Annotated in this window: 23 protein-coding genes; 6 read left to right on the top strand and 17 right to left on the bottom strand. The window is 62.9% G+C overall.

From position 1 onward, the window contains the following. Entirely contained in the window at positions 1–672 is a 672-nt protein-coding gene (locus IM737_RS16930; RefSeq protein ID WP_236895947.1) for a nucleoside/nucleotide kinase family protein, read from the bottom strand. Continuing rightward, positions 672–959 carry a DUF6460 domain-containing protein gene (locus IM737_RS16925; protein ID WP_236895943.1) on the bottom strand — a complete coding sequence of 96 codons (288 nt, stop codon included), beginning with the start codon at positions 957–959 and terminating at the stop codon, positions 672–674. Before IM737_RS16925 ends, IM737_RS16930 begins: the two co-directional genes overlap by 1 nt. 224 nt (positions 960–1,183) lie before the next feature. On the opposite strand from IM737_RS16925, the gene IM737_RS16920 reads away from it, so the two are divergent. Next, a complete protein-coding gene (locus IM737_RS16920; RefSeq protein ID WP_236895941.1) occupies positions 1,184–3,670 on the top strand; it encodes a ligase-associated DNA damage response DEXH box helicase in 2,487 nt (828 codons plus the stop codon). A 41-nt stretch (positions 3,671–3,711) separates the two neighbouring features. After that, positions 3,712–4,374 carry a ligase-associated DNA damage response endonuclease PdeM gene (pdeM, locus tag IM737_RS16915; protein ID WP_236895940.1) on the top strand — a complete coding sequence of 221 codons (663 nt, stop codon included), beginning with the start codon at positions 3,712–3,714 and terminating at the stop codon, positions 4,372–4,374. On the opposite strand, the gene IM737_RS16910 is transcribed toward pdeM, so the two are convergent. From IM737_RS16910 to IM737_RS16900, 3 genes are all read right to left on the bottom strand, one after another. Next, entirely contained in the window at positions 4,371–5,132 is a 762-nt protein-coding gene (locus IM737_RS16910; protein WP_236895938.1) for a TIGR02186 family protein, read from the bottom strand. The genes pdeM and IM737_RS16910 overlap by 4 nt on opposite strands. Then, entirely contained in the window at positions 5,129–6,058 is a 930-nt protein-coding gene (locus tag IM737_RS16905; protein WP_236895936.1) for a sulfite exporter TauE/SafE family protein, read from the bottom strand. Before IM737_RS16905 ends, IM737_RS16910 begins: the two co-directional genes overlap by 4 nt. Before the next feature lie 150 nt (positions 6,059–6,208). After that, entirely contained in the window at positions 6,209–9,790 is a 3,582-nt protein-coding gene (locus IM737_RS16900) for a peptidoglycan-binding protein (protein ID WP_236895934.1), read from the bottom strand. A 206-nt stretch (positions 9,791–9,996) separates the two neighbouring features. Between IM737_RS16900 and IM737_RS16895 the strand changes: the two genes are divergently transcribed. Next, positions 9,997–10,668 (top strand): response regulator, encoded by a 672-nt coding sequence (locus IM737_RS16895; RefSeq protein ID WP_236895931.1) that lies wholly within the window; start codon positions 9,997–9,999, stop codon positions 10,666–10,668. A gap of 144 nt (positions 10,669–10,812) precedes the next feature. Here the strand turns inward: IM737_RS16895 and IM737_RS16890 are convergent, their stop codons facing one another. From IM737_RS16890 to IM737_RS16855, 8 genes are all read right to left on the bottom strand, one after another. Beyond that, positions 10,813–11,922 carry a quinone-dependent dihydroorotate dehydrogenase gene (locus IM737_RS16890; RefSeq protein ID WP_236895929.1) on the bottom strand — a complete coding sequence of 370 codons (1,110 nt, stop codon included), beginning with the start codon at positions 11,920–11,922 and terminating at the stop codon, positions 10,813–10,815. Further along, a complete protein-coding gene (locus IM737_RS16885) occupies positions 11,919–12,275 on the bottom strand; it encodes a DUF952 domain-containing protein (protein ID WP_236895926.1) in 357 nt (118 codons plus the stop codon). The genes IM737_RS16890 and IM737_RS16885 overlap by 4 nt, the downstream gene beginning before the upstream one ends. 166 nt (positions 12,276–12,441) lie before the next feature. Continuing rightward, positions 12,442–13,038, bottom strand: a complete 597-nt coding sequence (locus tag IM737_RS16880; RefSeq protein ID WP_236895924.1) for an NAD(P)H-dependent oxidoreductase — start codon at positions 13,036–13,038, stop codon at positions 12,442–12,444. Continuing rightward, positions 13,038–14,438, bottom strand: coding sequence for an FAD-binding oxidoreductase (locus tag IM737_RS16875; protein WP_236895922.1), 1,401 nt, complete (start codon positions 14,436–14,438; stop codon positions 13,038–13,040). The genes IM737_RS16880 and IM737_RS16875 overlap by 1 nt, the downstream gene beginning before the upstream one ends. Further along, entirely contained in the window at positions 14,435–15,751 is a 1,317-nt protein-coding gene (locus IM737_RS16870) for a cytosine deaminase (protein ID WP_236895920.1), read from the bottom strand. Before IM737_RS16870 ends, IM737_RS16875 begins: the two co-directional genes overlap by 4 nt. Position 15,752: 1 nt before the next feature. Beyond that, positions 15,753–16,616, bottom strand: coding sequence for an ABC transporter permease (locus IM737_RS16865; RefSeq protein WP_236895919.1), 864 nt, complete (start codon positions 16,614–16,616; stop codon positions 15,753–15,755). After that, positions 16,613–17,377 carry an ABC transporter ATP-binding protein gene (locus tag IM737_RS16860; protein WP_236899953.1) on the bottom strand — a complete coding sequence of 255 codons (765 nt, stop codon included), beginning with the start codon at positions 17,375–17,377 and terminating at the stop codon, positions 16,613–16,615. The genes IM737_RS16865 and IM737_RS16860 overlap by 4 nt, the downstream gene beginning before the upstream one ends. A gap of 138 nt (positions 17,378–17,515) precedes the next feature. Further along, positions 17,516–18,514, bottom strand: coding sequence for an ABC transporter substrate-binding protein (locus tag IM737_RS16855; protein ID WP_236895917.1), 999 nt, complete (start codon positions 18,512–18,514; stop codon positions 17,516–17,518). A 211-nt stretch (positions 18,515–18,725) separates the two neighbouring features. Here IM737_RS16855 and IM737_RS16850 point away from each other — a divergent pair, with 211 nt between their 5' ends. Together IM737_RS16850 and IM737_RS16845 are read left to right on the top strand one after the other, a co-directional pair. Continuing rightward, a complete protein-coding gene (locus tag IM737_RS16850) occupies positions 18,726–19,115 on the top strand; it encodes a RidA family protein (RefSeq protein WP_236895914.1) in 390 nt (129 codons plus the stop codon). 9 nt (positions 19,116–19,124) lie between these two features. Continuing rightward, on the top strand, positions 19,125–19,916 hold the full coding sequence (locus IM737_RS16845; protein WP_236895907.1) for a creatininase family protein: 792 nt from the start codon (positions 19,125–19,127) through the stop codon (positions 19,914–19,916). 111 nt (positions 19,917–20,027) lie between these two features. On the opposite strand, the gene IM737_RS16840 is transcribed toward IM737_RS16845, so the two are convergent. Continuing rightward, a complete protein-coding gene (locus IM737_RS16840; protein WP_236895905.1) occupies positions 20,028–20,339 on the bottom strand; it encodes a c-type cytochrome in 312 nt (103 codons plus the stop codon). A 71-nt stretch (positions 20,340–20,410) separates the two neighbouring features. Beyond that, a complete protein-coding gene (locus IM737_RS16835; protein WP_236895903.1) occupies positions 20,411–21,124 on the bottom strand; it encodes a hydrolase in 714 nt (237 codons plus the stop codon). A gap of 133 nt (positions 21,125–21,257) precedes the next feature. On the opposite strand from IM737_RS16835, the gene IM737_RS16830 reads away from it, so the two are divergent. After that, positions 21,258–22,184, top strand: coding sequence for a LysR family transcriptional regulator (locus IM737_RS16830; RefSeq protein WP_236895901.1), 927 nt, complete (start codon positions 21,258–21,260; stop codon positions 22,182–22,184). A 34-nt stretch (positions 22,185–22,218) separates the two neighbouring features. On the opposite strand, the gene IM737_RS16825 is transcribed toward IM737_RS16830, so the two are convergent. Both IM737_RS16825 and IM737_RS16820 read right to left on the bottom strand, forming a co-directional pair. Next, a complete protein-coding gene (locus tag IM737_RS16825) occupies positions 22,219–22,584 on the bottom strand; it encodes a response regulator (protein WP_236895900.1) in 366 nt (121 codons plus the stop codon). A gap of 121 nt (positions 22,585–22,705) precedes the next feature. After that, positions 22,706–22,984, bottom strand: a complete 279-nt coding sequence (locus IM737_RS16820) for a LuxR C-terminal-related transcriptional regulator (protein ID WP_236895898.1) — start codon at positions 22,982–22,984, stop codon at positions 22,706–22,708. Between the last annotated feature and the right edge of the window lie 72 nt (positions 22,985–23,056).

Raw genomic sequence — 23,056 nt, 5'->3', positions numbered from 1 at the left:
CTATCGCTCCACATCCATCGAAATGATCACGTCGGCCCGATCCTGCGATAGGCATACAAGGTCGTAATTCGGGAGGTCGTTGCGCTCGATATGGGCGCGGTTACGCTCCTCGGAGAACAGCCCCTCCTCGCCATGGCGCTTGAGCAGCCTGGCTTTGACGATGTCGCGGGGTACGTCGATGAAAATCGAGTAGTCGAGCAGCGGCTTGACGCCGGCCCAGGGGCCTTCGGTCAGCAGCAGGTAGTTGCCCTCGACGACCAGCACGCGCACATCGGCGCCGACGGTGAAGGCGTTCTCGACCACATCCTCGATCTTTCGCGAATAACCCGGGCCGCTGACCTCTGACGTCGCGGTCTTGAGGTGGTGCAGGAAATTGACGAAGTCCGCGCCTTCGAAGGTGTGCGGGGCGCCCTTGTAGTCGACCTGCCCCATGGCTTCGAGCTTGGCATGCTTCATGTGGAAGCCGTCCATGGGTACAAGCTGGGCGCTGCCGGGGTGCACGGCGTTGAGCATGGTGACCAGCTCGGCGGCCAGCGTCGATTTGCCGGTGCCAGGGCCACCGGCAAAGCCGATGGCGATACGGCGATGCGCCTGGCTTTCGAGCTCGAGAATATGCGGCACCAGCCGCGACAGGGCTTGCTGCGGCGTCAGCTTCAAGCGTTCGGGCGCCATTAGCGCCCCTTGCTCAGACGGATGAGCAGCCAGATCGGCACGACAAGAGCCGCACCGGTGAGGATGTAGCCGCCCAGATTGCGGAAGATGCCGAAGCCGTCGCGCAGCGTTTCGCGGAAGAGGGTGACCGCGTCGCGAACGACAGACTGCACGTCGACGCCGAAGACGCTCATCATGAAGCCGACGACCAGCGAGATCAGCAGGAGGCGGACGATGACGCCGCCCGGGCTGCCGCCGAAGAAGCGCTCGATGGCACTGGGCCGCGGTTCGGTGCGTTGATCGGTCATGGCTTCCTCCGCTGCCCTGTTGTGGTGCTGGACGATCATATAGGCTCTTTTGTGATTTGCAGTAGGTGTGACTTGCCAAGTTCGGTGTCTACCCCCTCATCCGGCGCTTCGCGCCACCTTCTCCCGCAAGGGGAGAAGGGTTCCCGACTGAGACGTCGCGGCTCCGTCACCTTCTCCCCTTGCGGGAGAAGGTGCCCGAAGGGCGGATGAGGGGTAGGGGCACGGTGCCGACAGTCCTTCCTCCCGTCATTACCGAGTGGTTCGCGCAAAAGGGATGGGCGCCGCGGCAGCATCAACTTGATGTGCTGGCAAGCTGGAACGCCGGCGCCTCGGCGCTGCTGATCGCGCCGACCGGGGCTGGCAAGACGCTGGCGGGGTTCCTACCGACGCTGATCGACCTTGTCGACGGCAAGCATGAGGGGCTGCACACGCTCTACATCTCGCCGCTCAAGGCACTGGCGGTGGACGTGCAGCGCAATCTCAACGCCCCCATTTTCGAGATGGGCCTCAAGATCAAGGCCGAAACGCGGACCGGCGATACGCCGGGGCACAAGCGGGCGCGGCAGCGCAGCAACCCGCCGCAGATATTGCTGACGACGCCGGAACAACTCTGCCTGCTGATTGCCCATCCGCATGCCGAGCTGTTCTTTGGCTCAGTCAAGCGCATCGTGCTGGACGAGCTGCATGCGCTGGTGACGTCCAAGCGCGGGGAATTGCTGTCGCTGGCCCTGGCGCGGATCGCCAGATTGGCGCCGCAGCTGCAGATCACCGCGCTCAGCGCCACGGTGGCACGGCCGGATCTGCTGCGCGACTGGATCGCCCAGCCGGCGCCGGGACGGGAAACGCATCTGCTGATAGCATCGGGTGGAGCGCCGCCGGTGCTCGAAATTCTCGAGACCGAGCAGCGGCTGCCCTGGGCCGGGCATTCGGCCAACTATGCCCATCGCGACCTCTACGAGGTGATCAAGCTGCACAAGACGACGCTGCTGTTCGTCAATACGCGATCACAGGCCGAAATGCTGTTCCAGGGTCTGTGGGCGGTCAATGACGACCTGCTGCCGATTGCGCTACATCACGGCTCGCTGTCGGTGGAGCAGCGGCGCAAGGTCGAGAGCGCGATGGTATCGGGCGCGCTGAAGGCCGTCGTTTGCACGTCGACATTGGACCTGGGCATCGACTGGGGCGATGTCGATCTCGTGGTACAGGTGGGCGCGCCCAAGGGGTCGTCGCGTATGCTGCAGCGCATCGGCCGCGCCAATCACCGGCTGGATGAACCGTCCAAGGCCATGCTGGTGCCGTCCAATCGCTTCGAAGTGCTCGAATGCGAAGCGGCGCTAGAGGCGGTGGCGGAGAACCACCAGGATAGTGAGGATCCCGTCTCGGGCGGCTATGACGTGCTGGCGCAGCATATCCTGGGCATGGCCTGCGCCGAGCCGTTCGCAGCCAATGATCTGTTCGACGAAATCCGCCGCGCCTGGCCCTATCGCGATATCGAGCGCGGGCAGTTTGACCGGGTGCTGGAATTCGTCGCCACCGGCGGCTATGCGCTCAAGGCCTATGAGCGCTATGCCCGGCTGAAGCCGACCGAGGATGGCAAATGGCGGGTGGCCAATCCGCAGGTGGCGCAGCAATACCGGCTCAATATCGGCACTATCATCGAAGAGCCGATGGTCAAGGTGCGCCTGGTGCGGCCGCGCGGGCTCAAGAAGGGCCAGAGCAACAGTCCTATCGGGGCTGGCGGACGCGTGCTCGGGGACATGGAGGAGTATTTCTTCGGCACGCTGCTGCCGGGCGATACCTTCATGTTCGGGGGCGAGATCGTGGCCTTCGAGGGGATGAAGGACAACGAGGCCTATGTGAGCCGGGCGCAATCGGCCAATCCCAAGATACCCAGCTATATGGGCGGCAAGTTTCCGCTGTCGACCTATCTGGCCGAGCGGGTGCGCAAGATGCTCGATACGCCGGAAAGCTGGGGCGTGCTGCCCGATCAGGTCAGCGACTGGCTGCGGCTACAACGCGATCTCTCAGTCATGCCCAAGCGCACGGACCTGCTGGTCGAGACTTTCCCGCGCGGCACGCAGAATTATCTGGTCTGCTACCCGTTCGAAGGGCGACTGGCGCATCAGACGCTGGGCATGCTGCTGACGCGGCGGCTGGAACGGGCGCGGGCAAGACCGCTGGGATTTGTGGCCTCCGAATATGCCCTGGCCATCTGGGGGCTGGGCGATCTGTCAGCGCTGATCCGCACCGATAGGCTGTCGCTCGATGATCTGTTCTCCGAGGACATGCTGGGCGACGACCTCGAGGCCTGGCTCGACGAGTCCGCCTTGATGAAGCGGACCTTCCGCAATTGCGCGATCATCTCCGGGCTGATCGAGCGGCGGCATCCGGGCAAGGAAAAATCTGGCCGGCAGATCACCATGAGCTCGGACCTGATCTATGACGTGCTCTACCAGCACGAGCCCGATCACATCCTCATCCAGGCGACGCGGCGCGATGCGGCGCGCGGGCTGCTCGATATCGAGCGGCTGGGCGACATGCTGCGGCGCATCAAAGGCCATATCGTCCACAAGCCGCTGCTGCAGATTTCTCCGCTCGCCGTGCCTGTTATGCTCGATATCGGCAAGGAGCCGATTTTCGGGGAAGGCCGCGAATCGGCTATGGCTGATGCAGCCGATGAATTGATGCGCGAGGCCCTTGGGCAAAGTTGAACCAGCCTCTATCTCGAGCCGAGATCACGGAGACGCCGATCTTGCGCTTTGCCGGCCATAATTTCGAACCCCTGCCCTCGGGTGCCCTGTTCTGGCACGCGCAGCGGACGCTGCTGGTGGCTGATCTGCATCTGGAAAAGATGAGCAGCTTCGCCAGGCGCGGACAGATGCTGCCGCCTTACGACACTGGCATGACGCTGGCGCGGCTGGAGGCCGACATGCGGCGGACAGGTGCGCAAAGGCTGGTGGCGCTGGGCGACAGCTTCCACCGCGACGAGGGCACGACGACGTTGAGCGACGTCGACCGCGCCCGCCTGGATACGATGACCGACATGGCCGAGTGGCTTTGGCTGTCTGGCAATCACGATCCGCGGCCCCATGCGCTGGGCGGGCAATGCCTGCCGGAACTGGAGCTGGACGGACTGCTGCTGACGCATGAGCCGCGGCGGGGCACGGTCGGGCTGGTGGCGGGGCATCTGCATCCGGCCGCGCATATCTACATGGAAGGCCGGTCGACACGCCGGCCCTGTTTCGTACACGACAACCGGCTGATGATCCTGCCGGCCTACGGGTCGTCGACGGGGTCGATCAACATCCTGTCGACCCCGTTTTTCGGGCTGTTCCACCTGGAGGCGCTGGAGGTGACCATGCTGGGGCGCGACAGGACCTATCCTGTGAGCCCGAAGCGACTGGTGCGGGGTTAGCGCTTGAAGATCACGCCGCCCAGCCAGCCGGTGAACAGCGCCAGGATCACGCAGATGATGCCGTAAGCCAGCGGCGTCTGCACGGCGGAAAGCGCAATGAAACGCTCGAAGCCGATCTTGCGGACGGCAAAGCCCTCGGATTTGCGCGCGATGATGGCGCCGTCCTTGAACACGTAGGTCAGGGCAAGATATGGGCCCGGCGGCGCATTGCTCGGCAGGGTCAGGCGGGCCGAGTAGAAATTGTCGGACAGGAAATTGACCCCGTTTTCCTGTATGCCGAAGAGCCCCTGCTCGCTCATCAGGCGCACCAGTTGGCGGCCGAAGACAGCGGCTTTCCACCAGTCGTCGCCATTGCCGACCAGCGTATGAGCCTCGGGCAGGATGTAGTTGGTGGTCAGCGTGGTGACGTCGGTGATATCGGTCAGCCGGCCGCTCGACAACACGTGGAAATAGCTCGGGAAGTTGTCGAACTTGACCTGGTCGGTATTGAGCCAGATGCCGAAATTGTGGGTCATCTGGCGCGCGACGCGATCCTGCGTCGGCCCCAGCACCACCACGACGACGTGGAACGGGCCTTCGACAAACTTCTCATCGGAGCCGGCATCGGGGGCGATCGTGCCGAAAAAGGTCATGCGCTCGCCATCGAAGCTGGAGGTAATCTCCACCGTGTCATTTGACAGCTGCGAGACCAGACGTTCGGCCCCGGCCGGCGCCACCAGCGACAGGACGATCAGCAATGCTGCGATGAGGCGGGTCATTGCGTGGTTGTCCCGACAACGGCCATGCTGAAGACATCGGATGGCGTGATGATTAAAGACAGGCCAAAGCGGATGGCAACGGCGAGCACCAGTAGCGCGAGCAATCCGCGCAGCTGTTCGCCGCGCAGGTATTTGCCGGCTGAAGCGCCGAACTGGGCGCCGGCCGTGCCGCCGACCATCAGGCAGAAGGCGAGGAGGATATCGACACTCTGGCTTTGTACGGCATGCAGGATCGTGGTCGCTGCCATCATCGCTACAACCTGGGCCAGCGAGGTGCCGATGACGACGCTGCCTGGTACGCGCAGCAGATAAACCAAAGCCGGCACCATGATGAAGCCGCCGCCGATGCCGAGCAGCGAGCCAACGAAACCGATGAAGAGGCCAATGATCAGCACGGGGAGCACGCTGATATAGAGGCGCGATTTCTTGAAACGCACCCGCCAGGGCAGGCCATGGATCCAGCTATGCTGGTTGGGCAGGCGCTCGCGCACGACGATGCCTCTGCGCGACTTGAGAATGGCGCGGGTGGATTCGACCAGCATCAGTGTGCCTACCGACCCGAGCAACACCAGGAAGCCGAGCGAAATCACCAGGTCGAGCTGACCGGCATCGCGCAGCAGGGCGAAGGTCGCCACACCGCCGAAAGCGCCTAATACGCCTGACAGCACCAGATAGAGCGCCAGATGCAGGTCAATCGCGCCGCGTCGATAATGCGCCAGGGCGCCGGATGTTGAGGCCGCGACGACCTGGCCGGTGACCGAGGCAACGGCGACCGGGGCAGGCACGCCGGAGAAAATCAGCAGGGGTGTCAGCAGGAATCCGCCGCCGACGCCGAACAGGCCCGACAGAAAGCCGACCGCCCCTCCGATCCCCACGAGAAAGAAGAGGTTCACGGAAAGCTCGGCGATCGGCAGATAGATCTGCAAGACCCTGTTCCGTCTGAAAAGCAGCGACGCGAAGACCCTACAGCATCTTGCGTCAATAATAGGTCAAAGGTCCCACCTTTTCAGGTGGGAACCTTAATACTCATGGGGCTTTAGGTCGGACGCGCGCCGGTGTCAAACCAAGCTTTGATGTCAGACGGGCTGGCTGCCCAATACCGCAAGCAGCCGCGGGTTGATTGTACCGATTTCGTTCATGCCGGTGCCGCGCTCGAAGGCCTTGACGGCCTCGGCCGTCTTGGGACCCGCCACGCCATCAGGCGTGCCGACATCGAAGCCCAGTCGCGCCAGAGCCTGCTGCACCTTGGTGACGACGTCAGACGTGGTGATAGCCTCGCCTGGTTGGAAACTGGCCGACCAGGTGCCGATTGGCGCGAAGTTGGAGGCCAGATCGATCGGCTGTGCCACCCACGTCGTCACCTCTTCGTTGACGCGGCTGACCGCATCGGCAGTGAGCGACTTGGCGATATCGTCGCGAGCCTTGCCGGCATCGGCATCGCCGCGCTGGGCAGCCAGCGAGAACCACTTGTAGGACTGCTCGAAATCCTGGCTGACGCCGAGGCCGCGAGCATAGAGCATACCGAGGTTGAACTGACTGTCGGTCATGCCAAGATTGGCGGCCTTGGTGAACCACTCGGCAGCCGTCTCGAACTGCTGTTCGCCCAGCTGGCCACCGGCATAGAGGGCAGCCAGGTTGTGCATGGCCATGCGGTTGCCGGCTTCGGCACCGCGCTGGTACCAGAGCTTGGCGACCTCGAGGTCCTTTTCGACACCGGTGCCGGTCTCGTAGAGATTGCCAAGGCGGTATTGCGCCGGCACGAAGCCCTGTGCGGCAGAACGCTCGTACCAGATGGCGGCTTCCGGATAATTCTGCTCGACGGCACGGCCTTCGGTGAAGATGGCAGCGATTTCGAACTGGGCCCTGGCATCGCCATCGGCGGCCGCCTGGCGCAGCTCGATCGGGCCAACGCCTTCAACCGGCAGCTCGAAAGTCTGCGGCTGTGCCCCGTCTGCGGAAGCAATGCTCGCTGTCTCCAACGGCGCATCGTCGGCGACATCGGCTGGCGTGATCTGCGGACCGTTGCCCGAATTGGCCATGATCGACGGCGGCATCGCCGTCGTGGCGACTGCGTTGCGCGCAAAGCCGGTGGCCGGGATGGAGGCGGTCGCAATATTGTCGACCATGTCGATGATGCGCGGCTCCGGCTTGACCAGTGAGACGTCCTGCGATGCGGTGGGCTCGGCAGATGGTGTCTCTGCCGGAGCTTCGACGGCAGGAGCGGGTTGCGGGGCACGAGCCGGGGCCATGCGCTGCATCACTAGGTTGAGCGCCAGCATGGAAACGGCGACCAGCGTCGCGGCCAGCAGCAACGGGCGGCGATAGCGTGTCAGGAAGCTTGGCTTGTCGGCGGCTGCGTCGATGGCAGCCGCGGAGGTTGCCATGGACGGTGCTTCGGCGGCAGCAGCCTTGACCTTCTTCTCTTTGACCGGCTTGGCCGGCTTTTCAGCCTTGGGCGGGGCGACGACGGGCTCGACCGCAGCCGCTTCGGCTGGCTTGGCCGACTTGTCGGGCATAAACCGCGATAGCGCGCGGCCGATCGCCGAGTTGCTCGACGCAGCCGGCGCGGGCGCTTCGCTGCGGGCGCGCTGGGCCCGGCGGGCAGCCGCCACAAAGGTGCTGGTGCTGTTGGTGGCGACGGGCGCGTCGACCGATGGCGCCGCAGTAGGAACCACGGGCGCGAAGGGATCGAGATCGGTCCTGGCAAAGCTCGATTGCGGCTGCGGCGGACGTTCGACGCTGGCCGGATCGAAGTGCGGCCGCGCAGCCACGACCGGTTCGGCTGCGACAGGCGGACGCAAGGCGGCCTTGGCATCGAGGGCGGTCCGCACGGGACCTGCATCCTTGAAGCCTGGATCGAGCAGCGGCGCGTCATCGGCCGGATTGGCCGGCATGGCGTCCTCGCGCGACGGGCCGCTGCCGAGGGCGGCCAACATGGCTTCGAGGCGCTCGCCGCGGCTTTCGACAGGCGCTTCTTCGGGCGCAGCGGCCGGAGGCGCCTGGCGCGCTGGCTGCATGGGCGCACTGATTGGCGCACTGACCTGAGCTGGACGCTCGGACCGGGCGCTCAGCGCCGCTTCGAGCCTGGCCAGGCGTTCCGCCGTGTCCTTACCCGAAACATTGAGCAGTGCACTCATGCGCTCTTCGAGCGCAGTGAGGCTTTCTTCGCTGATGCCGCTGGAGGCAACTGATGGCGTCGACCTGGCGACGGCCTCGGAGGTCTTTTCGGCGACCATGGCGGCAAGCGCCTCATAGTCAGGCGTCTTGCCGGCGGTCTTGATCAGGCCGGTGAGACGGTCCTCAATGCTCTTGAGGCTATCTGGGCCAAACATGGCAACTGGAGCCGGTGCCTTGCGGGTCACGGCATCGCTGGTGCGCTCAGCGACCAGGGTCGCCATGGCTTCCATGTCGGTGGTGTCGCTCGGAGTAGAATAGAGCTTGGCCAGGCCATTGAGCTGGGCGCCGGTCTCGTCCATGCGCTGCATCAGCAGCTTGAGCTGATTTTCGACTTCGGATGTATCGGCGGCGGCCACAGGGGCCGACATGCGCTCGGACAGGGCCTCGATCTGGCTTTCCATGCGGGTGAAGCGGGGCTCCATGCCGGCCAGCACGGCATCGCGCAAGCCGGAGATATCCTGCTTGAGGCCAACGACATCGCCATTGGATGTCTCGAAATCGCCGATGCGGGCGGCCAAAGCGTCGACCTTGGCGACCAGCTTGCTCGGGGCAGCCTCGCGGTCTTTCATGGCCTGCGTGAAAGAGGCCATTTCGGAGGTCAGGCGTTCGAAATCGCCAGAGGAGAGCGCAACGTTCTTTTCGATGGAGTCGATGCGGTCATAGACGTTGCGCACGCTCTTTTCGATGGCATGCATGGCCGGCATCAGGGTGCCGGCGCCCTCGACCTTCGGCTCGGCCGCCTTGCGGTCTTCGCGCGCGATCTCGCGTTCCATCTGCTGGGCCTGAAGTTCGGCAAGCTTGCCGACTGTGCCCGAGACATCATCAAGGCGCTTATTGATTGCGGAGAGGTCGACCTTGGGGCCCTCCTCGATCAGCGCGCCAAGCGCGGCGATCTGGGATTCGAGGCGCTTGACCTGGCCCGTCTCGCCGACTGCGCCGGCCAGAAGCTCGACCACGTGGGTCAACTGTTCGACCTGGCTGGCGACTTCGCGCACGCTGCCATTGTTGTTGCGCTGCGCCTTGAGCTCGCCTTCGAGGCGTTCGAGACGACCGGACAGGCCGCCGACCAGCGAATTGAGCTCGCGGAATTCGGGGATGTCGCCGACGCGACGGCCAAGCGCTGCGGCTGATGTGCCCGACATCTGCCGGCCGCGGATTTCGGCGATGGCGCTGGTCAGGGCATCGGGCTCTTCGGCATGGCCCAGCTCGTCGCGCTCGCTGAAGCGATCGACGGCACGCTTGACGGTGCGCAAAGCCTCGCGGCGACGGACGGACGGCTCCGGACCGACGACCTGGTCGCGCAGATTGCGGACACGCTGGGCGAGACCGGACAGAGCTGGCTCGGGTTGTTCGACGCGGGCGTAGCGCCCTTCGACCTGGTCGAGCAGGGCGACGAGTTCGCCACGCAGGGCCTGCCACTCGCCTGGCTGCGGTTCGCTAGCCGGGTCGGACATATCCTGGATTGAGTAGGCGCGGGCCATGAGCGGTACCTGTCATCAAAAGACGGTCCCCTCGCGATTCAACACGAAGGTATGACGGTTACTCTTGGGAAAACATGGTAAAGAACCCGTTAAGCATTGCCGCATTATGCAAGAGCAAATGCCTCTGAGAGCTGATTTTCTGGGGTTTTAGCGTGTCCGAGTCGGGACTTGACCGACGGGCACGTAACGGGGAGCCACTGCAAACGATGACCCGCCGCCGCATTATCATCGTCGATGACCATCCCCTGTTCCGGGCGGCCCTGCGGCAGACGCTGGCTGGCGGCGATGCCACGGTGTCCGTCGAAGAAGCCGGCGACCTGGCGGGACTGAGCGCAGCGCTCGACGCCGACCGTGATTGCGATCTCGTCCTGCTCGACCTCAACATGCCCGGCGTGCGCGGCTTCTCCGGGCTGCTGCTGCTGCGCGCGCAGTATCCTGATATTCCAGTGATGATCATCTCGGCAGTGGAGGATAGCACAGTGGTGCGGCGCGCCTTCGAGCTGGGGGCCGCTGGCTATCTTCACAAATCGGTGGGGCCGACCGAGATCCGCCGTGCCATCGAGACGGTTTTGTCAGGCGAAGTCTTCGTGCCTGAGGGGACGACGCTGGGCGGCGATGATGCGCATACGGCGCTGATGCGCCGGCTGTCGACGCTGACGCCGCAACAGGTGCGCGTGCTGATGATGCTCAGCGATGGGTTGATGAACAAGCAGATCGCCTATGAGCTGACCATCTCGGAAGCGACCGTGAAGGCGCACGTCTCGGCGATCCTGCAGAAACTCGATGTCGACAGCCGAACGCAGGCGGTGATTGCTGCGGCTCGGATCGAGGATGGCCAGTTCGAAGCACTGTTTTCGATTGGGTCGGAGAAGGCTTGATCCGTGCCAAGCCCTCGTGGTTCGAGGCTCGCAAGAGCTCGCACCTCACCATGAGGACTACTAATTTACCGAGTTAAGAACAGCCCTCATGGTGAGGTGCGCTTCTTCAGCGCCTCGAACCACGAGGGCGTGGCAAAGACCTAACTAGACCGTCGCCCTGCCCTTTGCCCAATCGTCCGTCTTCGTCCCCACCAATTGCGCAATGTTGGTTTTTCCCTCGGCCCGTACCGCTGCCGCGAGTCCGCGCTTGAGGCGGTCGAGCATGTCAAGCCCCCCGAACACCATGGCCGAATAGAGCTGGATGGCATTGGCGCCGGCCTCGATCTTGGCTACGGCCGATTGCGGCGAGTGGATGCCGCCCACACCGATGATCGGTAGATGGCCGACTCGCTGACGGACCTGCGCCAGCTTTTGCGTCGAAAGATCGAACAGCGGCTTGCCGGAGAGGCCGCCAGTTTCAGTGGCGTTTTCCATGCCCGCAACAGCATCGCGGGTAATCGTCGTGTTGGAGACGATCAGTCCATCCAGGTCGGTGGCGAGCACCACTTTGGCGATGCCGTCGAGCGCCTTCTCGTCGAGATCGGGCGCGATCTTGAGGAAGACCGGCACACGAGTTTTTGCCTTGGCGCGCGCAGCGAGAATCTCGCCGAGAAGACGGCGCAGGGCCTCGTCGGCCTGCAGGTTTCGCAGGCCGGGCGTGTTGGGTGAGGAAATATTGGCGGTGAGATAATCGGCCAGGTCGGCGAAGCGTTTCACCCCCAGCACATAGTCGGCGACGAAATCATCGCTGTCCTTGTTGGCGCCGATATTGACCCCGAGCGCTGCCGGCACGCGCTGGCCCTTGAGCCGCGCAAAGGCCGCCTCGTGGCCCTCGTTGTTGAAACCCATGCGATTGATGACGCCATCGGCGGCGGGGACACGGAACAGCCGTGGCTTGGGATTGCCGACCTGCGGCCGCGGGGTCACCGTGCCGATTTCGACCATGCCGAAGCCCATCAGCGCCAGTGGCCGCGCCACTTCGGCATTCTTGTCGAAGCCGGCCGCCATGCCGACCGGGTTCTTGAGATCGAGCCCGCACAGCGTGGTGTGGAGTTCTGCCCCGTCAGGATGGCTCTGCTCCGGTGCCAGCCCCAGGCGTAATGCGGTGATGGTGGCGCCATGCGCCGTTTCGGCATCCATCTTGAGCAGAGTCTGCTGGGTAATGTCGGACAAAGCCGGGATCCGCAGCAATGGCGAGAGCGCAGACAGGATCATCGCACTGCCTCCGGCAGATCGCAGGAGCCATCGGCGGCGACGCTGATGGGCGCCTCCCAGGCGATGGCAGATGTCGGCAGAGGCCCACCATAGAGATGGGGGAACAGCGCCCCGCCACGCGAGGCCTCCCAAACCAGGCTGTCTCCAAGCTCTGCACTTTGTACCGCCAGCAAGACCAGTCCGCTTTGCCCGGCGAAATGGAGTCGTAGGGTTTCACCCAGTTGCTCGGCCGAGGAGAAATGGATGTAGCCATCCTTGGCATCGATAGGCATGCCGGCAAAAGCCGGCTGGCCACGGGCTGGGCCGAACACGAATTCTGTAGCGATCTTGTAGACAAATTGGGGGGCGCTCATGCGCGCGAACCTAATGGCGTCCATTCGGAGCCGCAAGCGTGCTGAACGCGGATACGAAACAGTGGCGGCGGGCTTGTCTCATTCGTCAACCGTAGCGAACTGTCACCCCGCTGACCCTACCGAGGCTGACCCAGGCATGCACGCCGCTGAGAGCCCAGCTGTATTATCAGAATGCCGACATGGCCTGCCGCACCTTTGCAATGAACCCCGCCAGCTGGTCCGGCGTGCAATTGTTCATGTCGTAGAGCGCCAGGTATTTGGGTGGCGTGCGGGTGCGGAAGGTGACCCAGGCCCAACGACGGGCGAGGCGCCGCGGCGGATCGCCCATGACCATGGTCCGCCAGCGATTGCCACCATAGGTGGTAACAAAGGCGACCTTCTTGATGTTCTTGAGATTGGGGATAAGCCGGCCGCGATCACCGCCGCCTTCGAGGATGAAGGAGACGCCAGGCAGAAAGGTACGATCGAAATAGCCTTTGAGGATGGCGGGGTAACCGTAGTTCCAGACCGGATGCACAAAGACCAGGGCTTCGGCCGCCATCAGCCGATCGACAAAGGGTTTGACCGCCGGCGTCAGGTTGCCGGGCACGTCGTGATAGTTGAGGCGCTCCTCGCGGCTAAGCACGGCATCAAACTCGGCCTCGTAGAGGTTGAGCGCATCGACTTCGTGGCCCTTGGCCGTGAGCTCATCGACGACGGCATTGAACAGCGCGCGGTTGTAGCTGCTTTCGACCGGATGGGCGTGGATGACGTGGACGCGCATCAGGCTGCATGCACTGGATTTAGACCATCAAACAGCCAGGCCTTGCCCGCCCCAAAGTCGAAGTCGGGATTCTCCCAGGCCACCATCTTGCCGGGGTTGAGGATGCCCCTGGGGTCGGCCTCGCGCTTGAAATCGAGCTGTTTCTGGTCGGTCCGCTTCATGCCGCCCTCTTCGAGCGTATAGCGATGCGGATTGAAAACGTTGCAGTCATTGTCCTCGTGGATGCGGATGATCTCTTCGAGCCGCTCTTCCGTGGTGTACCGCACCAAAGGCAGGCCGGCGAAGGTGACGATGCCGTCCTGCCGCGTCATCTCGATATGCATGGGCAGTTCGTCGCCGAGCAGGTCGACGATCTTCTGCACGTGATCGATGGTGGGGTAGCGGGTCTGGAGATAGGTGATCGTGGGATCGACCTTGAGGGCACGGAGCGTCGTGTGGTTCCAGGCGAGCTCATAGACCGGCGGCAAGCGCTTGAGTTCTTCCTCGCTGGCCCGGTCGGACCGATACAGCATCTCGCCCTTGTGGTGGCTGGTGAACAGCGTCATCGCCGCGGCCGAAACCGGCGCCACCATGATTAGCACGACCGATTGCCCGGCCTTGATGTAGGGCTTGTGGCGGTTGAAATATGCCTCGGGGATCGGTGCGGCATAGGACGAGACTTCCTTGACCAGCAGCCCATCCTGGAGCGCCACCGCCTCGGCAAAACGGGCGGCGGCTATGAAGCTGTCGAAGCCGACGATCATGTCGACCCAGTCATGCGCCGGCGCCAGCGGCATTTCCGCTTCGACGATGATGCCATTGGTGCCATAGGCATGGGCCACCTTGAGGATGTCTTCGCCCTCGAGATCGAGTTCGCGCGGCTCGGCCTCGCAGGTGATGACCTTCATCCCCAGGATGCTGCCCAGATTGCGCAGCCCGCCCCAACGCACCGAACCGACGCCGCCGGACCCACCGGCGATAAAGCCGCCGATCGACGCCATGCGGTAGGTCGATGGGTGAAAGCGAAGTTCGCCGCCGACGGCGGCTTTGGTCTGATGGTCCATCTGTTCGAGCACGGCGCCGGCCTGGGCGCGCACCCGGTCCTTCTTGATGTCGAGCACCTTGTCCATACTCATCAGGTTGAGCATGGCACCGCCCGACAGCGGCATGGCCTGGCCGTAATTGCCGGTGCCGGCCCCACGCGGCGTGATGGCGACGCCGTGCTTGTAGGCGGCAGCCAGCGTGGTCTTGACCTCGTCATTGCTGCGCGGCGAGACCACGATCTCGGCGGTGACATGATCGAGCTTGGCTTTGAGAACCGGCGAGTACCAATAGTGATCGCGGCTGCGCTGCTGGACAATGCGGGGATGGTCTTCGACCGGGATATCGCCGAGATCGGCGCGGAAAGCTGCAATGCTCATAGACGTTGTCCCATCAAGTCGTCGAGTTCGCGATAGTCAGGCAAGGTAGTATCGATAGCCATGCCGCTGCGCAGCACGATGCGGTCGGATTGCGGGCGCGACATGAGTTCGGTCCAAGTGCGGGCACCGAACAGCACCAGGTCGGCGGGTGCGCCAGCGGTGATGGTGGCGGTGTAGCCAAAGCCGGCAATCGCGGCGGGATCGGCGCCGACCGCACGGGCCCAGGCAAAAGCGTCGGCCTGCGGGTGATCGAAGTGGAGGATGCGGGCACCCTCGCGCAAAACCTCGAAGCCGTCGAGATCGCCATAGGCGTAGAAGGGGTCTCGCGTATTGTCGGAGGCGATCGCCACGGGGACGCCGGCGGCCTTAAGTTCATTGAGCAGGGTCACTCCACGCCAGCGCGGCGTGCGGATACCGGATGTGTTGTCCCGGTCCTGCAAGTACATGTTGCACATCGGCAGCGAGACGACGGCTACGCCAGCCCGCGCCACCTTGTCGATCACGCGTTTGGCGACACCGTCAGACTGCACTGCCAGCGAGCAGCAATGGCCCGCAGTGACCTTGCCAGTGAAGCCGGTCTCGATCACCGCCTCGGCCAGGCTTTCGAGCGCATTGGCGGCCGGATCGGGCGATTCATCGGTGTGCAGGTCGATATCGAGGCCGAGCTCGCCGGCCATTTCGACCAAGCGGCGCATGATGGTGCGGTTTTCCGGATGCACAGCGGTCGAGCCGCCGAGGATGCCCCCGGCCGGCTTGGCGCGCGTCGCGATAGCGCGCAGCGCCGCCGGATCGAGGATCGTGTCCGGCCCCATCAGCCCCGCGGCCTGCAGTTCCACACGCCCGGCCCAGCGCTCGCGCATGGCCTCGAACACGTCCCAGGTGATCTCGTGCTGCGGCGGCGCCATGTCGAGGTGGGTGCGGATGGCGGCTGTACCATGGGCATAGGCACAGCGGAGCGAGAAATCCATGCGCCGCTCGACATCGGCGGCGGCCCAGTTGGCACTGCGATCGTCGAGCACAGCCATCAGGGCGCCCAGCCAGGTGCCATCGGGGTTCTGCTTGCGCGGCCAGATATGGCCCTTGTCGAGATGGGTATGGAGGTCGACGAATGCTGGAAGCACGATGCCGCCATCGAGGTCGATGGCGGTGGACGCCGGTGCCGTGCCGGCTGGCGATATCGCGGTGACGATGCCGTCGGCGACGGTAATGTCCACCCGAGCCAGCGCACCCGATGCGGCATTGTCCATGACCGATTCCGGCACGCTGGCATTGGCCAGCACATAGTGTCCGTCGGCAGGAATTGTGATCGCCATCTCAGTTCTCCCGCTTGATGGCACTCTCGTGCCAGCGATGCAGCAGCAGCCAGGAGATCAGCGAGGTCAGCGCGAAAATCGCTACGCCAGTCGCCATCAGGAGCAACAGGGCCGCATAGAGGCGCGGATAATTGAGCCGGTAACCAGATTCGAGTAGGCGGAAGGCAAGGCCGGAGCCTTTGCCGGCCGACCCCGCGGCAAATTCGGCTACCACGGCGGCAATCAACGACAAGCCGCCACCGATGCGCAGGCCGGCGGCGAAATAGGGCAGCGAGCTGGGCAGCTTGAGATGGATGAGCGTCTGCCAGCGACTGGCGCCGTAAAGTTCGAACAGGTTGAGCAGGTTGTGGTCGACGCTCTTGAGGCCCGAGACCATGTTGGACAGGATCGGGAAGAAGGCGACAATGAAGGCGCAGGTCAGCAGCACCGTCGGTGTGTCGCGAATATAGATGATCAGCAGCGGCGCGATGGCGATCATCGGCGTCACCTGCAGGATGACTGCGAAGGGGAAGATCGCCAGTTCGATCCATTTGGACTGGATCAGGATGATCGCCAGCCCGACGCCGCCGATCAGGGCGATGATCAGCGCCAGTATGGTGATGCGAAGCGTCACCAGCAGCGAGGGCGACAGGGTGTCCCAGTCGGTGAACAAGGCCGTCACCACGTCGAGCGGCGCCGGCATGATGTAGCGCGGCACCTGATTGATGACGATGTGCGCCTGCCAGGCGGCGACCGCGAGGATCACCATGAAAACGGGGATGGCGACGGACAGTATGCGCTCGGTGGCGCTGGTGCGGCGGATCACGATGGCGACGGCGCTGTCGGTACCGGCCTCGGAGGAATGGAGTGATGCGGCTTCGGTCATTTCGCCTGGGCTCCGCGCATGATGGCTTCCTGCAAGGCGCGCGACACCATGTCGGTGGTGGCACGATATTCTTCCGAGGTGCGGTAGTGTTCGTCGCGCAAAGCCGAGGTTACCAGCGGCAGGTCGGCATAGACCTGTCCGGGACGCGCACGCATGACCACGATGCGATTGCTGAGGAAAGCGCTCTCGAACACCGAATGGGTGACGAAGATGACGGTGATGCCGGTCTCGCGCCACAGGCGCAGCACGTCGTCATTGAGTTTCTGCCGGGTGATTTCGTCGAGCGCGGCGAAGGGCTCATCCATCAACAGCAGCTTGGGCTTGGTCACCAGCGCGCGAGCGATCGACACGCGCATCTTCATGCCGCCGGACAGTTCGCGCGGATAGGACTTGGTGAAATCGGCCAGCCCGACCGAAGCCAGCGTTTCCATGATGCGGTCATTCGCGGCGGATTTGGAAACCCCTTGCAGCCGCAGCGGCAGGTAGACATTGCCCCACACCGTCTGCCAAGGCATGAGGGTTGGCTCCTGGAAGACGAAGCCAATATCGCCTTCGGGCAGTCCCTTGGAGCTGATCTTGGACGAGGGCCAATCGATCTGGCCCGAGCTGGCGGCGCCGAGGCCGGCGATAATACGCAGGGCCGTAGACTTGCCGCAGCCTGATGGGCCCAAAAGGCTCAGGAACTCGCCGCGCCGGACGTCGAGCGACATGTCCTTGAGGGCCAGCGTGCCGTTGGAAAACAGCTTGCTCACATGGCGCATGGAAACGACCAGGCGAGCAGTCGAGGCATCGCCGGCCAGGGCCGGTTCGGAAAGGGTCAGGTCAGTCAAAATGATTTCGCCCAGTTTAGGGTCGGAACGACGCGGGCAGGAAGGCCCGCGCCGATGGTCTGCAGCAGACTACTTCATCAGGTCAACGCCAAGGCCCTGGCACACATACTTGGTCGTGTAGGCCTGGCTGACGTCGATACCGGCTTCGAACACGCCGACTTCGACCATGCTGTCATAGAAGCTGGTCCAGCCAGCTTCGGTCATGCAGCCGATGCCCTTGGTTTCGGCATCGCCGGAGACGACGATGCCATATTCCTTCATCTTCGCGATGCCATAGGCGATCTGGTCATCGGTCATTTCAGGATTGTCGGTCTTGATCAGCTCGTTGGCGGCGGCGTTGTCGCCATAGAGATAGTTGGTCCAGCCGATGATGGTCGCTTCGACGAAACGCTTGGCAATGTCAGGGTTCTCGTCGACCCACGGCTTCATGGCTTCGATCGTGGTTGAATAGGGGTGGTAGCCCTGGTCGGCCAGCAGCCAGACGTCGGGAGCAAATCCGGCCTCGCGCTCGATGGCGAGCGGCTCGGAGGTCAGATAGCCCTGTTGGATGGCCATATCATCGGCCAGGAACGAAGCCGGATTGAACTGGTATGGCTCGTACTTCTCTTCGACAAATTCGGGCCATTCGGTCTTCATCCAGGTGAAGTAGCCGGAAAAGCCATCGGCGCTGAGAATGTACTTGGAGGCACCGGCCAGTTCGGGAAAGGTGGCGAACTTGCCAGGATGCGACATCAGGATCTGCGGATCCTTCTGGAAGATCGCGGCCAGAGTGATGGTCGGAATGGCTTCCTTGACGGCGTTGATCGCGCCGGTTGCGCCGCCCATGTAGAACTGGACCTGACCCGAAACGAGCATCGGGCGGCCAGGTGACTGCGGCCCGCCCTGCATGATGGTGACGTCAAGGCCGTACTCGGCATAGGTACCGTCGGCGACGGCCTGGTAATAGCCGCCGTGCTCCGCCTGGGCCAGCCAGTTGGTGGCAAAGGTAACCTTGTCCTGGGCCACGGCGACACCGCTGAAGGCGGCCAGGACGAGGGTAGATGTTGCAAGTTTGATGATGGTGTTCATTTCGCGCTCCCTGGCCGGGCTGGGAGCAGCCAAGGCCAATTTTTGTGCGATTGTCTCGCTTGCTCAATACTTCCCCCCGCAAGGCGCCTTTGTGAAGTCAAATTATAGGCAACATCGAATAATGCCTGCCATGCATGCAAATTGGGCAGGTTGGGACTAGGCAAGCGCCCTACCCCCCGATAGCATTCGCAATTCTAGGACACCTCTGCCCATGACCATCCCCCTCGACCCCCCCCAAATTCACCCGCCCTTTGCGCCCTATAGCCACGGCATTGTCGTGCCGGCGGGGCAGCGGCTGGTGTTTTGCTCGGGACAACTGGGTATTGCGGCCGACAAGACGGTGCCCGCCGATTGCGAGGGGCAGGCGCGCATCTGTTTCGACAATATCGCGGCAATCCTGGGCGAAGCCGGCATGAGCCTCGCCAATGTCGTCCGCATCAATGCCTACGTGACCGGCCGCGAGCATCTGGCGCCCTATATGGCGGTGCGCAACGCGCTGTTCGCCGAGCCCTACCCCGCCTCGACGCTGATGCTGGTGACCGGCTTCGCCCGGCCCGAATTCGTCGTCGAGATCGAAGCGATCGCCGCCGGCCCCGCCTGAGGACATTCCATGACACGCAAGATTTGGTGGACCGATTTCACCGCCGCCGACTTCGATGCCATCGACCCCAACAAGACCATCGCGATCATGCCGATCGCTGCCGTCGAGCAGCACGGTCCGCACCTGCCGGTCGGCACGGATACGATCATCAACCAGTCGATGATGGAGCTGCTGGCCGAGCGGGCCCCTGCCGATCTCGACATCCGCATCCTGCCGGTGCAGGCCATCGGCAAGTCCAACGAGCATATCTGGGCCAAGGGCACGATCACGCATACAGCGACCAATCTCATCGATGCATGGACCCAGATTGGGCTCGAAGTGGCGCGGGCAGGCATCAGGAAGATCGTCTTCGTCAACTCGCATGGCGGCAACGAGGAAGTCATGGGCATCGTGGCCCGCGAGCTGCGCGTGCGGGCCGGCATGTTGGCGGTCAAGAGCGGCTGGCGCTTCACGCCGCCCGATGTGCTGAGCGATCTCGAGCGTCGCCATGGCATTCATGGCGGGGATGCAGAGACGTCGCTGATCCTGCATTTCAAGCCACATCTGGTCGACATGGCCAAGGCGCAGAATTTCGTCTCGATCGCTGCGCGTGACGAACAGCAGTTCAAGTATTTGCGCCCCACCGGCGCCTTCGGTCACGTCTATGCCTGGATCGCCTCGGACATCAATCCAGCGGGCGCGGTGGGTGACGCGACCCAAGCCACGGCCGACAAGGGCCGTACCATCGCTGAGGCCAATGTTGCAGGCATGCTGGAGGTCTTGGCGGAGGTAAAGGACGCACCTCTACCGAGCCACAGCTAGCGGACATTGGCCTGCGATGCGCTGGCCTGAGCTGCCAGACTCCAAGTTGGAGCCGAAATCGACGCCAGGTCCGTTGGCCGCGCAGACAACGTCCGCGGCGGCCTCTAGACCTCAGTTGCTCAAACCCGTCATGAACCGGATTGCCGCCTCCAGCTCCTCGGGCGAACAGTCTTCGCACAAACCCTTCGGCGGCATCGCTTCGAATCCTTCGATGGCCGACTTCAGCAAGGCGGGCAGACCTCTTGCTAGCCGGGTGTTCCAGTCCCTCGCAACGCCGGCCTTCGGAGAATTCACCATCACATTTGCAGGCGCGTGGCAGGCAGAACAGTAGTCGCGATAGATTTCGTCACCGGCGCGATCCTGGGAAGCCGCCGGTCCAGTGATGGCAGCGAGCAGGGCGATGGCGAGTATCCAAGCCTTCATAATGAGCGGACCTTCGATGTAGTGATTACCAAGAGTAAGGGCGGCCGGTTGGAACCGGCCGCCCGCTGGGACTACTGGCCTTCCTGGGCGTGGAACATCGTCTCTGCGTAGAAGATGCCCAGCCCGTAGCCGCCTGCGTGCTCCTTCGCGATGTCCATGACAGCGGCATAGGTTTCACCGCGCGCCCAGTCACGCTGAAGTTCGAGAAGGTACTGAACCCAAGTGATCGGACGGGCACCAGCCTGAACCATCCGCTCGATCGCCCTGTCGTTGGCCTCGTCACTGATACCGCCGGACGCATCAGTCACGAAGTAGACCTCGTAGCCCTGTTCGAGGGCGGAGAGCACCGGCATCACGCCGCACACTTCCGTCCAGAGGGCGGAGACAACGATCTTCTTGCGACCGGTCTCGGCAACGGCGTCCGAGACGCGCTGGTCTTCCCAGGTGTTCATGGTCGAACGGTCAATCGGCACCTGGTCAGGGAAGACAGCCTGGATTTCGGGGAAGATCTTGCCGCTGAACGAATCCGCAGCGACGGTCGTCAGAATCGTGGGAACGTCGAAGACCTGGGCGGACTTTGCCAGGCCGGTGACGTTGTTGCGCAGTTCCGCGATGTCGATCGAGCGGGTGGCAAATGCCATTTGCGGCTGATGGTCAATGAGCAGCAGGACGTGGTTGTCGGGCGTCAGCAAGCTACTGGCCGCTGGAGCGGCCTCGGCGTTCGCACCAACCAGACCCAGAGGAAGGACCAGTGTTAGGGCTTTGAAGATATTAGATATATTCATTTTAGGTCTCCTTGCAAAGCGATGTTCAAATCGCAGGAGACAACATTCCGCCACTTTCTGTTTGATAACAATTCAGAGGAAATCTAATATACTATTTCATATGGCTGAATAGTAATGAGCTCGAGAGCAACCCATGATCCGCGACCTTGTCTCGCTGAGGACCTTCGTCACCATCGCGTCCCAGGGCAGTTTCGCCAAGGCAGCGGACAAGCTCGGGATTTCGAGACCACTCGCCACCAAGCATGTGGCTGATCTCGAAAAAGAGCTTGGCGCGAAACTGTTCAACCGCACGACGCGGCGGCTCAGCCTCACCGAGGCCGGCCGTACTCTCTCCTCGACGGCATCGACCCTGTTCGGTCTTCTTGAAGGTGCCGAGCAGGACATCAGGGGCGCGACCGCGTCGCCGAAAGGGACGTTGCGCATAAACGCACCAATGTCGTTCGGGGTGCTTCATCTCAGCGATATTGTGAGCGAGTTTCTTTGCATCTATCCCGATGTGGACGTTGAACTCACGCTGGACGACAGAACGGTCAACGTCGTGGAGGAAGGCTACGACATCGCCATCCGGATCCGACGCCTTGAAGATTCCACCTTGTTGGCGCGCCATCTGGGGCCGGCGCGCATGATCGTCTGCGCGTCTCCTGCTTACCTCGATGCAAACGGTGCTCCCCAGAGTCCAACCGATCTCGAGCAGCACCAGTGTCTCGTGTACGACTATTTGGCGCGAAGGGGCACTTGGAGTTTTGACCGGAACGGTGAAACCGAGAATGTCCGAGTGGCTGGCAGACTTCGTAGCAACAATGGCGAGACGCTGGTCAAGGCGGCGGTCGCCGGCGTCGGCGTGGCTCTTGCTCCGACATTCATAGCCTCGGACCATCTGAAATCGGGAGCACTCATCCCGCTGCTATGCGATTGGAAAGTGCTGGAGCCGTCCTTCTATGCCGTCATGCCTCCGGGCCGGATCGACGTTGGCAAGGTTCGGGCGTTTGTCGACCATCTGGTGAGGGCAGTAGGCAACGTGCCCTACTGGGACCGGGGCCTAGACTTTCTAGACTTTTAATCTTCTAGAATTGATGCTCAGGCCGTCCCCGCCACTAGAGAGCCAAGAGTTCCCGGAACGAGCGCGTGACGCCGGCGTGGTGATAGGGCTTGCTGAAGAAGACGCTGCCGTCAGGCAGGTCGGTGATCTCCACGGTACGGTGCCCTGACGTGACCACGATTTTGATGGGCGGCCATCGATCGTGCACGGCCGCCGCCAGTTTCAGGCCGTCCATGCTGCCAGGCATGTCGATATCGGTGAAGAGTATCCGTATCTCGGCATTGCCCTCAAGCAGGGCCACGGCATCGTCCGCGTTGGATGCTTCGAAGACCTGATAACCCGCGTCTGTCAGGCGATCGACAATGTCCAATCTTACGAGGAACTCGTCTTCGACAACTAAAACGGCGATCTTGTCCGACATGCCGCACTGTCCATTGTTGATACCAGACAGACGCAACGCGGATGCAGGACTAACGATCCTTCAAATCGGCTTGTGATCAGCGCAAATTACGACAGCTGTTCAGAAACTCCCCAGCGAGAGCCTACGCCACCTCGAATTGCCGATGCTGCACCAGCCCCATTCGTTCGGCGGCAGCGACGATACGAAGCACGTCCATGGTACTGCGCGCCAGGAGCTTAGCCTTGAGGTTTTCGCAATGCTGCTCGGCAGTCCGCTGGGAAATATCGAGAATGTGCGCAATTTCCTTGGACGTGTGCGCCTCCAGAATGAGCCGCAGCACTTCCCACTCGCGCGGCGTCAGTCTCTCAAGCAGCATCGGCAGCAACTGTTCTGGTCGCGTGGTGGATGACTTGGCAGGCATGCTTGACCCCTTCGAACGAAAGACCTCGAGGGAGTGAAGCTGCACCAGCGTGATTCCAGCGTGAATCGGTCG

Origin of the sequence: Devosia sp. SL43 (genome assembly GCF_021729885.1) — a bacterium.
GTDB lineage: Bacteria > Pseudomonadota > Alphaproteobacteria > Rhizobiales > Devosiaceae > Devosia.
This window is presented reverse-complemented; position numbering and strand designations above follow the sequence as displayed.

What these genes read in the sequence shown, in the direction of transcription:
- IM737_RS16930 (WP_236895947.1), bottom strand. Translation starts at nt 672, where the DNA reads ATGGCGCCCGAACGCTTGAAGCTGACGCCGCAGCAAGCCCTGTCGCGG.
- IM737_RS16925 (WP_236895943.1), bottom strand. Translation starts at nt 959, where the DNA reads ATGACCGATCAACGCACCGAACCGCGGCCCAGTGCCATCGAGCGCTTC.
- IM737_RS16910 (WP_236895938.1), bottom strand. Translation starts at nt 5,132, where the DNA reads ATGACCCGCCTCATCGCAGCATTGCTGATCGTCCTGTCGCTGGTGGCG.
- IM737_RS16900 (WP_236895934.1), bottom strand. Translation starts at nt 9,790, where the DNA reads ATGGCCCGCGCCTACTCAATCCAGGATATGTCCGACCCGGCTAGCGAA.
- IM737_RS16895 (WP_236895931.1), top strand. Translation starts at nt 9,997, where the DNA reads ATGACCCGCCGCCGCATTATCATCGTCGATGACCATCCCCTGTTCCGG.
- IM737_RS16890 (WP_236895929.1), bottom strand. Translation starts at nt 11,922, where the DNA reads ATGATCCTGTCTGCGCTCTCGCCATTGCTGCGGATCCCGGCTTTGTCC.
- IM737_RS16885 (WP_236895926.1), bottom strand. Translation starts at nt 12,275, where the DNA reads ATGAGCGCCCCCCAATTTGTCTACAAGATCGCTACAGAATTCGTGTTC.
- IM737_RS16880 (WP_236895924.1), bottom strand. Translation starts at nt 13,038, where the DNA reads ATGCGCGTCCACGTCATCCACGCCCATCCGGTCGAAAGCAGCTACAAC.
- IM737_RS16875 (WP_236895922.1), bottom strand. Translation starts at nt 14,438, where the DNA reads ATGAGCATTGCAGCTTTCCGCGCCGATCTCGGCGATATCCCGGTCGAA.
- IM737_RS16870 (WP_236895920.1), bottom strand. Translation starts at nt 15,751, where the DNA reads ATGGCGATCACAATTCCTGCCGACGGACACTATGTGCTGGCCAATGCC.
- IM737_RS16865 (WP_236895919.1), bottom strand. Translation starts at nt 16,616, where the DNA reads ATGACCGAAGCCGCATCACTCCATTCCTCCGAGGCCGGTACCGACAGC.
- IM737_RS16860 (WP_236899953.1), bottom strand. Translation starts at nt 17,377, where the DNA reads ATGCGCCATGTGAGCAAGCTGTTTTCCAACGGCACGCTGGCCCTCAAG.
- IM737_RS16855 (WP_236895917.1), bottom strand. Translation starts at nt 18,514, where the DNA reads ATGAACACCATCATCAAACTTGCAACATCTACCCTCGTCCTGGCCGCC.
- IM737_RS16850 (WP_236895914.1), top strand. Translation starts at nt 18,726, where the DNA reads ATGACCATCCCCCTCGACCCCCCCCAAATTCACCCGCCCTTTGCGCCC.
- IM737_RS16845 (WP_236895907.1), top strand. Translation starts at nt 19,125, where the DNA reads ATGACACGCAAGATTTGGTGGACCGATTTCACCGCCGCCGACTTCGAT.
- IM737_RS16840 (WP_236895905.1), bottom strand. Translation starts at nt 20,339, where the DNA reads ATGAAGGCTTGGATACTCGCCATCGCCCTGCTCGCTGCCATCACTGGA.
- IM737_RS16835 (WP_236895903.1), bottom strand. Translation starts at nt 21,124, where the DNA reads ATGAATATATCTAATATCTTCAAAGCCCTAACACTGGTCCTTCCTCTG.
- IM737_RS16830 (WP_236895901.1), top strand. Translation starts at nt 21,258, where the DNA reads ATGATCCGCGACCTTGTCTCGCTGAGGACCTTCGTCACCATCGCGTCC.
- IM737_RS16825 (WP_236895900.1), bottom strand. Translation starts at nt 22,584, where the DNA reads ATGTCGGACAAGATCGCCGTTTTAGTTGTCGAAGACGAGTTCCTCGTA.
- IM737_RS16820 (WP_236895898.1), bottom strand. Translation starts at nt 22,984, where the DNA reads ATGCCTGCCAAGTCATCCACCACGCGACCAGAACAGTTGCTGCCGATG.